This is a genomic window from Clavibacter tessellarius (assembly GCF_001618005.1).
GTDB lineage: Bacteria > Actinomycetota > Actinomycetes > Actinomycetales > Microbacteriaceae > Clavibacter > Clavibacter tessellarius_A.
On record NZ_LQXA01000042.1, the window covers coordinates 1 to 13923 of the forward strand.

At 72.8% G+C, this 13923-nt stretch carries 11 protein-coding genes and 1 pseudogene; all 12 read right to left on the reverse strand.

Going from position 1 to position 13923, the window contains the following annotated elements:
* A pseudogene (locus AWH51_RS16385) lies at window positions 1-226 on the reverse strand (hypothetical protein); the annotation flags it as partial.
* Window positions 223-1644, reverse strand: coding sequence for a UDP-N-acetylmuramate--L-alanine ligase (gene murC, locus AWH51_RS10990; protein ID WP_063072115.1), 1422 nt, complete (start codon window positions 1642-1644; stop codon window positions 223-225). The gene murC and the pseudogene AWH51_RS16385, both read right to left, overlap by 4 nt.
* Before the next feature lie 47 nt (window positions 1645-1691).
* Window positions 1692-2795, reverse strand: coding sequence for an undecaprenyldiphospho-muramoylpentapeptide beta-N-acetylglucosaminyltransferase (gene murG, locus AWH51_RS10995; RefSeq protein ID WP_063072116.1), 1104 nt, complete (start codon window positions 2793-2795; stop codon window positions 1692-1694).
* The gene (gene ftsW, locus AWH51_RS11000; RefSeq protein ID WP_063072117.1) at window positions 2792-4081 is read right to left on the reverse strand and encodes a putative lipid II flippase FtsW; all 1290 of its coding nucleotides are present in this window, start codon (window positions 4079-4081) and stop codon (window positions 2792-2794) included. The genes murG and ftsW overlap by 4 nt, the downstream gene beginning before the upstream one ends.
* Window positions 4038-5582, reverse strand: a complete 1545-nt coding sequence (gene murD / locus AWH51_RS11005) for a UDP-N-acetylmuramoyl-L-alanine--D-glutamate ligase (RefSeq protein ID WP_063072118.1) — start codon at window positions 5580-5582, stop codon at window positions 4038-4040. Before murD ends, ftsW begins: the two co-directional genes overlap by 44 nt.
* A 2-nt stretch (window positions 5583-5584) precedes the next feature.
* Complete coding sequence (mraY, locus tag AWH51_RS11010; protein WP_063072119.1) at window positions 5585-6694, reverse strand: phospho-N-acetylmuramoyl-pentapeptide-transferase; 1110 nt, start codon at window positions 6692-6694, stop codon at window positions 5585-5587.
* The gene (locus AWH51_RS11015) at window positions 6688-8097 is read right to left on the reverse strand and encodes a UDP-N-acetylmuramoyl-tripeptide--D-alanyl-D-alanine ligase (RefSeq protein ID WP_063072120.1); all 1410 of its coding nucleotides are present in this window, start codon (window positions 8095-8097) and stop codon (window positions 6688-6690) included. Before AWH51_RS11015 ends, mraY begins: the two co-directional genes overlap by 7 nt.
* Before the next feature lies 1 nt (window position 8098).
* Window positions 8099-9643, reverse strand: coding sequence for a Mur ligase family protein (locus AWH51_RS11020; RefSeq protein WP_063072121.1), 1545 nt, complete (start codon window positions 9641-9643; stop codon window positions 8099-8101).
* Between the two features lie 12 nt (window positions 9644-9655).
* On the reverse strand, window positions 9656-11437 hold the full coding sequence (locus AWH51_RS11025) for a peptidoglycan D,D-transpeptidase FtsI family protein (protein WP_063072122.1): 1782 nt from the start codon (window positions 11435-11437) through the stop codon (window positions 9656-9658).
* Window positions 11438-11528: 91 nt separating this feature from the next.
* The gene (locus AWH51_RS11030; RefSeq protein ID WP_063072123.1) at window positions 11529-12203 is read right to left on the reverse strand and encodes a hypothetical protein; all 675 of its coding nucleotides are present in this window, start codon (window positions 12201-12203) and stop codon (window positions 11529-11531) included.
* On the reverse strand, window positions 12200-13156 hold the full coding sequence (gene rsmH, locus AWH51_RS11035; RefSeq protein WP_063072124.1) for a 16S rRNA (cytosine(1402)-N(4))-methyltransferase RsmH: 957 nt from the start codon (window positions 13154-13156) through the stop codon (window positions 12200-12202). The genes AWH51_RS11030 and rsmH overlap by 4 nt, the downstream gene beginning before the upstream one ends.
* Before the next feature lie 103 nt (window positions 13157-13259).
* Entirely contained in the window at window positions 13260-13691 is a 432-nt protein-coding gene (gene mraZ, locus AWH51_RS11040) for a division/cell wall cluster transcriptional repressor MraZ (RefSeq protein WP_063072125.1), read from the reverse strand.
* Window positions 13692-13923: the final 232 nt, after the last annotated feature.

Genomic DNA, 13923 nt, shown 5'->3' on the forward strand with positions numbered 1-13923 from the left:
CGGCACCCGACGCGTGCGTGAGCACGGCGCTCACGTGGGTGTCGACGGTGACGGGGATCGCGCGCGCCTCCGGGTCGGACGCGGGGTCGGGAGAGGCGGATGCGGGCGGGGAGGCCGGGCGGGAGCCGCGTCGGCGCGACGCCGGTGCCCCGGCGCCGGCCGCAGGCGCGTCGGGCGCGGGCGGACGCGGGACCCGGGGCCGGTCGAAGCCCTCGGGCCGCTTCACTCGAGCGGCCGGGGGGACGCGGCGGGCTCGGTCGGGCGCGCCAGCGCGTCGACCACCTGCGGGATGATCCGGTACACGTCGCCGCAGCTGAGCGTCACGACGAGGTCGCCGTCCCGCGCGATCTCCGCGACGCGGTCGGCGGCCTCCTGCCAGTCGGGCAGGTAGTCGACGCGGGCGGCGTCCGCGAACCGCTCCGTCACGAGCGCACCGGTGACGCCGGGGATCGGGTCCTCGCGTGCGCCGAAGACGTCGAGCACGATGGTGTGGTCGGCGAGCTCCTCGTAGACGCGCGCGAAGTCGCCCGCCATCAGCTGCGTGCGGCTGTAGAGGTGCGGCTGGTGCACGGCGATGATGCGGCCCGCCCCGACGACGGTCCGCGCGGCGGAGAGCGCGGCGCGCACCTCGGTCGGGTGGTGCGCGTAGTCGTCGTAGACGCTCACGCCACGGACCTCCGCGTGCAGCTCGAAGCGACGGCCGGTGCCGGAGAAGCCGGCGAGGCCCGCGATCGCGTCGTCGGGATCCACGCCGAGGCCGACGAGCACGGCGTACGCGCCGGCCGCGTTGATCGCGTTGTGGCGGCCGGGGACGCGGAGCGCGGCGCGGCGGGACACGCCCTCGTGGGTGATCGTGAAGGCGACGGGGCCGTCGGTGACGATGTCGGAGATCCGGACGTCGGCGTCCGGGTCCTCGCCGAACGTGACGATGCGGCCCTCGATGCGGTCGGTGACGCGCCGCGCGCCCGGGTCGTCGCTGGAGATCACGACGAGCTCGGATGCCGCGCTCGCGAACCGGACGAAGGCGTCGTCGAACGCCTCGTGCGAGCCGTAGTGGTCGAGGTGGTCGGCGTCGACGTTGGTGATGAGGGCGACGGCCGTGTCGTAGAGGAGGAAGGAGCCGTCGGACTCGTCGGCCTCGACGACGAAGAGCTCCTCGGATCCGGGGGCGCTGGAGACGCCGAGGCCGCCGATCACGCCGCCGTTGACGAACGAGGGGTCGCGGCCGGCCTCGAGCAGCGCCGTGACGATCATGCCGGTGGAGGTGGTCTTGCCGTGCGCGCCCGCGACCGCGACGAGGCGCTGGCCGCTGATGAGCCAGGCGAGCGCCTGCGAGCGGTGCAGGATCGGCAGGCCGCGCTCCTTCGCGAGCACGTACTCGGGGTTGTCCTGCCAGAGCGCGCCCGTGACGACGAGCGCCTCGGCGTCGCCCACGTGCGCGGCGTCGTGGCCGACGTGGATCTCGGCGCCGAGCTCCCGGAGCGCCTGCACGGCGTCGGAGTCGCGCGAGTCGGATCCGGTGACGCGGTGGCCCGCGGCGAGGAACAGGCGCGCGATGCCGCTCATGCCGGACCCGCCGATGCCCACGAAGTGGACGCGGCCGAGCTCGGTCGGGATGTCCATGGTCAGGTCGGGTGCGATCACGTGCGGTCTCCTCGGGAGGGTGGGAAGCGGGGCGGGCGGCGGCGCGGTCAGCGCGGGGAGGCGACCCGGGACGGGCGGCCGTCGGCGGAGTCGCGCACGAGGTCGGCCATGCGGGCGGCGCCATCGCGGCCGCCCACGGACGCGGCGGCCTCGGACATGCGCGCGAGCGCCGCCGGATCGGACAGGAGCGGGAGCACGTGCGCGAGCACCCAGTCGGGCGTGAAGTCGGCGTCGTCCACGACGATGCCGCCGCCCGCCGCGACGACGCCGCGGACGTTGACCGCCTGCTCGCCGTTGCCGACCGGGTACGGCACGTAGACCGCGGGGAGGCCCACGGCCGTGAGCTCCGAGAGCGCGCCGGCGCCCGCGCGCGAGACGACGAGGTCGGCCGCGGCGATGGCGAGCTCCATCCGGTCGGAGTAGCCGACCACGTGGTAGCGCTCGACCCCCGGATCGGTGAACTCCTGCGCGCCGCCGACGATGTGCAGGATCTGCGCACCGGTCGCCGTGATGCGCTCGGCCACCTGCACCACCGTCCGGTTGAGGCTGCGGGCGCCCGTGGATCCGCCGGTGACGAGGAGCGTCGGCCGGTCGGCGTCGAGGCCGAGCTCGGCGCGCGCGGCGTCGCGGACGGCGGCCCGGTCGAGGGTGGCGATCTCGCGCCGGAGCGGCATGCCGACGACCTGCGCGCGCGGTCCGAGCGCGGTGCCCGGGAACGTGATGCCGACGGCGGTGGCCACGCGGGCGCCCAGGCGGTTGGCGAGGCCGGGCGACGCGTTGGCCTCGTGCACGACGACGGGGACGCGGGAGCGGCGTGCGGCGAGGTACGCGGGCGCGGCCGCGTAGCCGCCGAAGCCCACGACCACGTCGACGCGGCGCTCGGCGATCATCCGGCGGATCTGCCCGACGGCGCGCGCGAACGCGGGCGCGAAGGCGACGGCGGCCCGGTCCGCCCGGCGCGGGAAGGGCAGCCGGGCGATGGTGAGCAGCTCGTAGCCGCGGGCCGGGACGAGGCGCGCCTCGAGGCCCTCGCGCGTGCCGAGCACGAGGATCGTCGACTCCGGCTCGCGCGCCCGCAGCTCGTCGGCGACCGCGAGCAGCGGGTTGACGTGCCCCGCGGTGCCGCCGCCGGCCAGCAGGTAGACCGTCACGAGCGCATGCCGATCACGGCCGGGATGACGTCCGGCGACTCCTCCGTCGTGGGCCTCCGGGCGAAGCCGAGCACGATGCCCATCGCGACGAGCGTCGTCACGAGCGACGATCCACCCGACGACACGAACGGCAGGGGCACGCCGAGCACCGGGAGCAGGTTCAGCACCACGCCGATGTTCACGAAGGCCTGCACGATGATCCAGGTCATGACGGCGCCCGTGGCGACGCGCGCGAACGTGTCGGTGTTCGCGCGGATCACGCGGATGAACCCGATGGCGAGCACCACGAACAGGAGGATGACGACGATCGCGCCGATGAGGCCGAGCTCCTCGCCGATGATGGCGAAGATGTAGTCGTTGTCGGCCTCGGGCAGCCACATCCACTTGGCCTTCGAGTTGCCGAGCCCCACGCCGAAGACGCCGCCCGCGGCCAGCGCGTACAGGCCGTGCGTGGACTGCCAGCAGCCGCCCGCGTAGTCGCACTGGCCGGTGAGGAACTCGGTGACGCGGCGCATGCGGCTGTCGCTGATGACGGTCATGAGCACCGCGAGCACGGAGCCGATCGTGAGCATGAGCGTGAGCTTGCCCATCGGGATCCCCGCGAAGAACAGGGCTCCCAGCACGATGCTCGCCATGATGATGACCGTCCCGAGGTCGCCGCCGAGCGCGACGAGGCCCACGGCCCCGCCCGCGACCGGGAGCACGGGGATGAGGATGTGCGGCCAGGTGCGCAGCAGGTGGCGCTTCCTCGACAGGATGAAGCCCAGCCAGATGACGAGCCCCACCTTGATGAGCTCGGCGGGCTGGAACGTGGTGCCGGCGATGCGGATCCAGCCGACGTTCTCGCCGACCTTCACGCCCATGGGGCCGAACACGAGCAGCTGCACGGCGGACGCGGCCAGCAGCAGGACCCACGCCCAGCGCTTCCAGAACATGGGCGGCACGAGCGAGACGAGCAGCATGAGCGGCACCCCGATGAGCGCGAACATGCCCTGCTTGAGGAAGATGCCGAAGAAGCCGCCGCCGGCGACGAAGGAGTCGATGCTCGACGACGACAGCACCATCACGAGGCCGAAGACCACGAGGAAGAGCGTCGTGCCGAGCAGGAGGAAGTAGGCGCCGCTCTCCGCGTGGAAGGCGCGGCCGAGGCTGATCCGCGCGGCGAGCCCGCGGCGCTGCGTGCCCTCCTGCGCGTCGTCGGCGGGTGCGGACGGGGTGCGCGGGCCGCGGGGGCCCGACGCGTCAGCCGCGCGAGGGGTCCGCGTCGTTCTCGGGGGCAGTGTCATCCGCCGCACCTCCCAGGTGGTGGTCGACCGCGGCGCGGAATCGGCGCCCGCGGTCGGCGTAGTCGGTGAATTGGTCCATGGATGCCGCCGCCGGGGCCAGCAGGACGGTGTCGCCCTGCTCTGCCACGCCCGCCGCGAGCCGCACCGCGGCCCGCATGACGTCCCCAGTGTCGCTCTCGGCCACCTCGAGGACCGTCACGTCGGGCGCGTGTCGCGCGAATGCCGCGAGCACCTCGGCGCGTTCGGCGCCGATCACCACGGCGGCGCGCAGCCGGGCGGCGTGGGCGCGGATCAGCTCGTCGAGCTCGACGCCCTTGAGCAGGCCGCCGACGACCCAGACCACCGACGGGAAGGCGGCGAGCGACGCGGACGCCGCGTGCGGGTTCGTCGCCTTGGAGTCGTCGACGAACGCGACGCCGTCCCGCTCCCCGACGCGCTCGATCCGGTGGCTGTCGAGCTCGAAGCGCTGCAGGGCCTGGCGCACGACCGCGGGCGAGACGCCGTAGGAGCGCGCGAGCGCGGCCGCCGCGAGGATGTTCTGCACGATGTGCGGCGCGGCCAGGCCCACCGCGCGCAGCTCGTCGAGCGTGGTCAGCTCGAGCGCGCTCGTGAAGCGCTCCTCGAGGAACGCGCGGTCGCAGAGGATCCCGTCGACGATGCCGAGGTCGCTCGGGCCGGGCGCGTCGAGGCCGAAGCCGATGGCGCGCGCGCCGTCCTGCACGTCGGCGTCGCGGAGCGCGTCCTCGGTGGCGCGGTCGGCGCGGTTGTAGACGCAGGCGACCCGCGTGTCCGCGTAGACCCGGCCCTTCGCGGCGGCGTACGCCTGCCGGGATCCGTGCCACTCGAGGTGGTCGTCAGCCAGGTTGAGGAACGCGCTCGCGTACGGGCGCACCTCGCGCATGTAGTGCAGCTGGTGGCTGGACAGCTCCACCACGAGCACGTCGAAGCCGTCCGGGTGGCGCACGACGTCGAGCACGGGCAGGCCGATGTTGCCGCACGGGACCGCGCGCACGCCGCCCTCCTGCAGGAGCGCGGCGGTGAGCTGCGTGGTCGTGGTCTTGCCGTTGGTGCCGGTGATGGTGATCCACTCGGCGGGCGTCCCGGTCTTGTCGCGCACGCGCCAGGCCAGCTCGATGTCGCCCCACAGCGGGATGCCCGCCTCGAGCGCCCATGCGGGCAGCGGATGGGTGGGCGCGTAGCCGGGCGAGACGACGACGAGCTCGGGCGCGAACTCCGCGAGCTCCGCGGGGACGGGCTCCTCCTCGGTCGGCCGCACGAGGCGCCCGCCGATGACCTCGAGCAGCGCCAGGCGCTCGGGCGACGCGTCGGAGGCGACCACGAGCACGTCCGCGCCGAGCTCCACGAGGGTGTCCGCGACCGAGAAGCCCGTGCGGCCGAGACCGAGGACGGCGACGCGGAGGCCGCTCCAGTCGTCGTGCCAGCTGTGCAGGGAGTCGGGGCGCGCGAACGCCGGATCGTCGTCGAGGGGAGCGTCCGTCATCTCTACTGCGTGATCCATTCCAGGTAGAAGGTGCCGACGCCGGCCGCGACCAGCAGGCCGGCGATGATCCAGAAGCGCACGACGACCGTGACCTCCGCCCACCCCTTCAGCTCGAAGTGGTGGTGGAGCGGGCTCATGAGGAAGATGCGCTTGCCGTGCGTGAGCTTGAAGTAGATGCGCTGCAGGATCACCGAGCCCGCGACGATCACGAACAGGCCGCCGATGAAGACGAGCAGCAGCTCCGTGCGGCTGAGGATGGCCAGGGCCGCGAGCGCGCCGCCGAGGCCGAGGGATCCGGTGTCGCCCATGAAGATCTGCGCGGGCGACGTGTTCCACCAGAGGAAGCCGATGAGGGCGCCGACGATGGAGGCCGCGATGATCGCGAGGTCGAGCGGGCTCGCCACCTCGTAGCAGCGGTACTCGTTCTGGTAGCTGGAGACGCTGTCGCACGACTGGTTGAACTGCCAGAAGCCGATGATGACGTAGGAGCCGATCGAGAAGATCGACGCGCCCGCGGCCAGGCCGTCGAGGCCGTCGGCCACGTTCACGCCGTTCGAGGTGCTCGCGACGATGAGGCAGATCCACACGATGAACAGCGCCGTGCCGATGACCGCGCCGAGCGCCATGAAGTCGAGCGGCAGGTCGCGGAACAGGCTGATGGCGGTCGATGCCGGCGTGAGGCCGGAGACCGGGTCGCGCAGCGTGATGGCGAGCACGGCGAACACCGCGGCGACGAGCACCTGGCCGGCGACCTTCTGCCAGCCGCCCAGCCCGAGCGACTGCTGCTTGCGCGTCTTCAGGTAGTCGTCGAGGAAGCCGACGAAGCCGAGGCCCACCATCATGAACACGACCAGCAGGCCCGACGGCGTCACGGGGTCGAAGCGGATGCCGTCCCACGTGAGCAGGTGCCCCGCGAAGTACCCGAGCACGCTCGCCAGGATGATGACGATGCCGCCCATGGTGGCCGTGCCGCGCTTCGTGTGGTGCGTCTGCGGGCCGTCGTCGCGGATGAACTGGCCCCACTGCAGCCGGTGGAACAGCTTGATGAACAGCGGCGTGAGGAAGAGCGTGAAGGCGAGCGAGAAGGCGCCCGCGAAGAGGAGGGCTACCACGAGTGCTTCTCCCCCAGCTCGTCGCCGAGGAAGCGCAGCCCGGCCGAGTTCGACGACTTGACGAGCACGAGGTCGCCCTCGCGGAGGATCCGGTCGAGGATCTCGCGGGCCTCGTCGACGTCCTCGGCGAAGATCGACTCGCCGTCCCACGAGCCCTGCGCGATGGCCTCGAGGTGCAGGCGGCGCGCGGCGCGGCCGACCACGACGAGCTGCCCGATGTTGAGGCGCACCGCGAGGAGGCCCACGCGGTCGTGCTCCTCCTCGGAGAACTCGCCGAGCTCGCTCATCTCGCCGAGGACGGCGACCGTGCGCTGGTCCGGGCCCTTGATCTGCGCGAGCGTGCGGAGCGCCGCCGCCATGGAGTCGGGGCTCGCGTTGTAGGCGTCGTTGATCACGGTGACGCCGTTGCCGCCGAGCACCTCCATGCGCCAGCGCTCGGCGCGCTGCACGGTCTGCAGCGCGGAGACGATGGCGTCGCCGTCGACGCCGAGCGCCCAGGCGCCCGCCGCCGCGGCCATCGCGTTCGTGACGTGGTGCTCGCCGAGCACGCGGAAGGACACGGGCCGCGCGGATCCGTCGGGCAGGTGCAGGGTGAAGGTCGTGCCCGCGGCGGACGCGACGATGTCGGTCGCGCGCACCGCGGCGCGCGCGTCCCGCCCGAACCACAGCACGGGCGCGTCGGTCTTGTCGCTCATGGAGGACACGCGCGGGTCGTCGGCGTTGAGCACGGCCGTGTCCTCGGGCAGGAGGTCCTGGACCATCTCGGTCTTGGTGCGCAGGGTCTGCTCGATGCCGCCGAAGCCGCCCGCGTGCGCGAGCCCCACGGTGAGCACGATGCCGACGTCGGGCTTCGCCATGCGCACGAGGCGCGTGATCTCGCCGGGCCCGCTCGCGCCCATCTCCGCGACGAGGAAGCGCGTGGTGCGGGTGACCTTGAGCATCGTGAGCGGCGCGCCGACCTCGTTGTTGAAGGACGCGACGGGGGACACGGTCTCCCCCTGCGTGGCGAGGATCGCGTGCAGCAGGTTCTTGGTGGTGGTCTTGCCGTTCGAGCCGGTGACCGCGACCATGCGCAGGCCGCCGAGCGCGCGCACGCGGGCGACGACCTCGCGCGCGAGCACGCCGAGCGCGTCCACGACATCGGGCACGAGCACCTGGGGCACGGGCAGGTCGAGCTCCCGCTCGACGAGCAGCAGGGCCGCGCCGGCCTCGACGGCGTGCGGCGCGAAGAGGTGGCCGTCGGTCTCCTCGCCGGGCTTGGCGACGAAGATCCCGCCGGGCTCGATGAGCCGGCTGTCGGTGTCCACCGCTCCGTCCACGACGGTCTGCGGGGTGGCGTCGCCGCGCAGCAGGAGGCGGCCGCCGACCGCGTCGGCGATCTCGGCGAGGGTGAGGGCGATCATGTCAGCTCCAGCCTGCGTCGCGGAGGGCCGCGCGCGCGTCGTCACGGGCGGAGAACGGGATCTTGCGCCCGGCCACCTCGTGGTAGTCCTCGTGCCCGGGTCCGGCGACGAGGATGGTGTCCCCCTCGCGCACCAGCGACACCGCGGTGCGGATCGCGGTGGCGGGGTCGGGCACCTCGTGGATCTCGCGGTCGGGCACCGCCGCACGCGCCCCCGCGATGAGCGAGGCCCGGATCGACGCCGGGTCCTCGTAGCGCGGGTGGTAGTCGGTGATGACCACGACGTCGGCGAGGCGGGCCGCGATCGCGCCCATCTCGGCCCGCTTCGTGGTGTCGCGGTCGCCGTCGGCGCCGAAGACCATCACGAGCTTGCCGGGCGTGAACGGGCGCAGCGCCTGCAGCGTCTGCTCGAACGCGTCGGGCGTGTGTCCGTAGTCCACGAAGAAGAGGGGACCGGTCTCGCCCGACACGCGCTCGGCGCGACCGGGGATGTAGGCCCGGATGCCGCCGTCGCGGTCGAGCACCTGCGCGACCGCGTCGAGGTCGTAGCCCGACTCGACGAGCATGACGATGGCCAGGCCCGCGTTCGCGGCCATGAACCACCCGGGCACGGGGACGCGCGAGACGAGGACGCGGTTGTCGGGCCCCTCGAGGCGGAAGCCGGTCGAGTCAGGCGTCTGCTCGAGGACCGTCACGGTCCAGTCGGCCTCGACGCCGGGCTTCGAGGAGATCGTGGTGATGGGGATGCGGGAGCCGTCGACGATGCGCTGCCCCCACTCCGTGTCGAGCGACACCACGCCGCGGCGGGCGCGGTCGGGGTCGAAGAAGGCGGCCTTCGCGTCGAAGTACTCCTCGAAGTCGGCGTAGTCGTCGAGGTGGTCGTGGCTGAGGTTGATGAAGGCGGCCACGTCGAACACGAGCCCGTCCACCCGGTGGCGCGACAGCGCCTGGGCGGAGACCTCGATCGTGACGGCGCGGACCTCGGCCTCGCGCATCCGCGCGAGGAGCGCGTGCAGCTCGCTCGCCTCGGGCGTGGTGAGCCGGCTCGTGATGCTCTCCTCCCCGATCCGGCGCTCGGCCGTGGAGGTGAGCCCAGTGACGACGCCGAGCTGGCGGAGCAGCCCGTCGAGCAGGTAGACCACGCTCGTCTTGCCGTTCGTGCCCGTGACGCCGTAGAGCGTCGCCGGGTCCTCCGCGGAGCGGTGGACCCACGCCGCGATGTCGCCGAGGGCCGCCCGCGGGTCGGGGGTGAGGATCACGGGGAGGCCGGACCCCTGCGCGTCGGCCAGCCCGTCGGGGTCGGTCAGCACCGCGACCGCGCCGCTCGCCGCCGCCGCCGCCGCGAAGCGGGCCCCGTGGGCGCGCGCGCCGCGGAGGCCGACGTAGAGGTCCCCCGGCTGGACGTCGTCGGTCGACAGCGTCACGCCGGTGACCTCCACGTCATCCACGTCGCCGACGACGTCGAGCGCGAAGTCGCGCACGAGGCCGGACAGCGACCGCGCGACGGGATGCTCGGGGCGGAGGGCGGGGGTGGCAGGGGAGGTCATCGCCCTCATCTCTCAGTAGGTCGTCGGGAGGTTCGGGGACGGCACGGTGGAGGGGGGCACCCGGTAGGTCTTCAGGACCTGGGACATGATCTTCTGGAAGACCGGGGCCGCGGCCGCCGAGGACTTTATGGTATCCGGATTGGCGAGGCTGATCGACACGACGTACTGGGGGTCCTCGGCCGGAGCCATGCCGGCGATCGAGACCAGGTAGTTCTTGCCGTACTTCCCGTCCGCCTCGGCGACCTGCGCCGTGCCGGACTTCGCGGCCACCCGGTAGCCCGGGATCGTCAGGTCCTTCGAGAGGTGCCCGCTGGTGACGACCGTCTCGAGCATGTTGACCGTGGAGTCGGCGGCCTGGGGCGAGATCACCTGCGAGCCCTCGGCCGACGGCTGGTGCGTCACCGTGCCGTCGGGCTGCTTGCAGCCGGACACGAGCGACAGCGGCAGCTTCACGCCGTGGTTGCCGATGGTCTGGTAGATGCTCGCGACCTGGAGCGCCGTCGTCGTGAGGCCCTGGCCGAACATGGTCGCGTAGTTCGTCTGCGGGTCCCACTGCTGCCACGGGCGCACGAGGCCGCTGCTCTCGCCCGGGAAGCCGATGGCCGTCTTCTCCCCCACGCCGAACGCCTTGAGGTAGTCGTAGCGCTCCGCGGGCGAGAGGCGCTCGCCGAGCGTCGAGATGCCCGTGTTGGAGGAGTCCATGAGGACGCCCGCGAGCGTGAAGCGCAGGTCGGGGTGCACGTAGCTGTCGCTGAGGTTCACGTTCGGCCGCGTGAACGTGTAGGGCGCCACCACGCGGGTGCCGGCGTCGGCCTTGCCCGAGTCGAGGAGACCCGCCGCCGTCACGGCCTTGAGCGTGGACCCGGGCTCGAACGCCAGGCTGAACGCCCGGCTCCCCCGGTCGTCCGGCTTCGTCGCCGCGACGTTGTTGGGGTCGACGGACGGGTACTCGGCGACCGCGAGGACCTTGCCGGTCTTGATCTCGACGATGGTGGCGTGCCCGTAGTCGGCGCCGACCTTGACGGCCTGCTCCGCCACAGCGGTCTGCGCGAAGTACTCGAGGTCGGTGTCGATGTTCGTCATCACGTCGCTGCCGTCCTTGGCCGGCTTCTGCGTGACGGTGCTCCCCGCGATGGCCACGCCGTCGGCGCCGCGCTCGTACGTCTGCGACCCGTCCTCGGCGGCGAGGCAGCTGTCGTACTCCTGCTCGAGGCCGGCCTTCACGCTGCCGTCGCCCGCGATGTAGCCGAGGACGCTGCCCGCGATCTGCCCGTTCGGGTACGTGCGGCTGGACACGGGCTGGAAGTAGATCCACGGGATCTTGAGGCCCCGCACCTTGAGGTAGGCGTCCACGTCGAGGCCCTTGGTCACGTAGGCGAAGAGGGACTTGGGGTCCTTGGCCAGCGCGCCCGTGATGATCCCGTGGATCTCCTCGGGCTTCTGCCCCGTGATGGCGGCGAGCTGGGCCTCCGCCTCGGCGAGCGTCACGGCCTCCTTGGCGGGCTTCCCGTCGGCTCCGGTCACGGTGCGGGTGAAGTCGCCGGCCTTCGACGGGTCCATCGTCACGTCGTAGCGCAGCACGCTGCTCGCGAGCACGTTGCCCTCGGCGTCGAAGATGCTGCCGCGCACGCCGGGGAGGGGCTGCTCGATGGCGCGCTTGCCGAGCGCGGCCTCGTTCAGCTCCGTGGCCTGGACCACCTGGATGTCGATGAGCTTGACCACGAACACCCCGATGACCGCGAGGATCGCGATGAGGGAGAAGGCGATGCGCCGTCGGTTCGAGATCGTGCTCACTCGGGGATTCCTCTCGGTGCCTGCGGTGCGGTGCTGTGCTCCGTCGGAGCGGTGTCGTGCGGGGGTCGCGCGCCCTCGGCGGGACGTGCGATCAGCGGGTCTTCGGGGTCGGGATCGCCGTGGCCGACGCTAGCCCCGAGGTCGCGCCGTCGGCGGGAGGCGCGCTCGGGGTCCCGGCGGTCACACCGCCGGTGGCCTCGGCCGAGCCGGGGATGGCGGAGCCGGGGTCGACGGCGGCTCCCGCGTCGGGCGACGTCGCCGCCTTCAGCGCCGCGGCCCTCTTCGCGGGGTCGGCCTCGATGGTCAGCGGCACCCCCGCGAGCAGCGAGTTGCCGATGAGCGTGTCCGCGGTGAGCGCCGTCGTGGCGCCGTCCTTCGCCTGCGGCGTGCCCTGGACGGTGCCGTCCAGCGAGAGGAACGAGGGCGAGGCGCTGGCGACCATGCCGAGCGCCTGGGCGTTGCGCGCGAGGTTCTGCGGCGAGGACAGCCGGTCGACGTCCTCCGTGAGCGCCTGGTGCGTGCGGTCGAGCTCCCTCTGCTGCTGCTGCAGCGACGAGATGGCGTAGGCACCGTCGGACAGCCCGATGGACAGCATGAGCTGGGCGAGCAGGAGGACGAACAGGCCGCCCACCACGATCAGGGCGTAGACCGTGCGCGGACGGGCGCGGCGCTGGTCGCGCGTGGCGACCACCTCGATGTGACGGGGCGCGGGCTCGGCGGACGGCCGGATCCGGGGACGCGCGGTCGCGCGTGCTGCATCGGTCATGCGTGTCGCCTCCTGGCTCGTTCGGCGGCGCGCAACCGGACGGATGCGGCGCGGGGGTTGCGGGCGATCTCGTCCTGGTCCGCGAGCTCGGCTCCGCGAACCAGGAGCTTGAGCTCGGGACGGTGCTCGGGCAGCTCCACCGGCAGGCCGACCGGCGCGGTGCTCGTCGACCGCGCGCGCAGCTCGCGCTTCACGATGCGGTCCTCGAGCGACTGGTAGGACTCGACGACCACGCGGCCGCCGACGGCCAGCCGGTCGACGGCGGCGGGCATGGCGCGCGCCAGGACGCTGAGCTCCTGGTTGACCTCGATGCGCAGCGCCTGGAAGACGCGCTTGGCCGGGTGGCCGGCCCGCTGCACCGCCGCGGGCGTCGCCTGCTGGATGATCTCCACCAACCGCGCCGAGGTCGTGATGGGCTCCACCTCGCGCGCCTGGACGATGCGGCTGGCGTAGCGCGGGGCGAGCTTCTCCTCGCCGTAGTCGTAGAAGATGCGGCGCAGCTCGAGCTCGTCGTACTCGGCGACCACCTGCGCGGCCGTCAGGCCCGCCGTGCCGTCCATGCGCATGTCGAGCGGCGCGTCCTGGGAGTACGAGAAGCCGCGCTCCACGCGGTCGAGCTGCAGCGATGAGACCCCGAGGTCGAAGAAGACGCCCTGCACCTCGCCGATGCCGAGACGGTCGAGCGCGCTCCCGATCCCGTCGTAGACGGTGTGCACGAGGTGGACCCGGTCGCCGAACCGCGCGAGCCGCTCCCTTGCGATGGCGAGGGCATCCGGGTCGCGGTCGAGGCCCACGAGACGCAGGCCGGGGAGCGCGTCGAGGAACGCCTCCGAGTGCCCGGCCATGCCGAGCGTGGCGTCGACCAGCACGGCGCCCTCCTCCTGGAGGGCCGGTGCGAGCAGCTCGAGGCAGCGCTCCAGCAGCACGGGGGTGTGGATGTCGTCGAGTGCCATGGCATCCCGATGCCCTGTCCGCGGCTCCTGATCCCCATCCGTCCCGACCTGCCACCGGGGAAGTGCGGCAGGGCGTCGGACGGCTGGGAGTCAGGGGCCGGGGTCAGAACAGGCCGGGGATCACCTCCTCCGCGGTGTCGGCGAACGCGCTCTCGTTGGCGGTGAGGTACTCGTCCCACGTGGCCGCGTCCCAGATCTCGACGCGGCTTCCCGCGCCGATGACCGCGAGCTCGCGGTCGAGGCCCGCGTAGGTGCGGAGGGCCTGCGGGATCGTGATGCGGTGCTGCTTGTCCGGCGTCTCGGCGTTCGCCCCGGACAGGAAGACGCGCATGTAGTCGCGCGCCTGCTTGCTCGCGAGCGGGGCCTGGCGCATGCGGTCGTGCAGCTCCTCGAACTCGCGCGTCGTGAACACGTAGATGCACCGGTCCTGGCCGCGCGTCATCACGACGCCGCCCTCGAGCTCGTCGCGGAACTTCGCGGGGAGGATGAGCCGCCCCTTGTCGTCGAGACGAGGCGAGTGGGTGCCGAGGAACACACCGACACCCCCTGTCTCTCCGGCCGTGGTTCAGGACTTGCTCCACTTTACTCCACAGCCCTCCACCCACCGCTAGGCGGCGCGCGTGAATGTCCGGTTCGCGACCGTGGTTCCCGCTGAACCAGCGGGATCCACGACGGGGAGGGATGTGGAGGGCGAATGCCCGCACGGCGCGCCGCGGGAGCACGACGACGCCCCCGGCCGCGCGGCGAGGCGCGATCGGGGGCGTCAG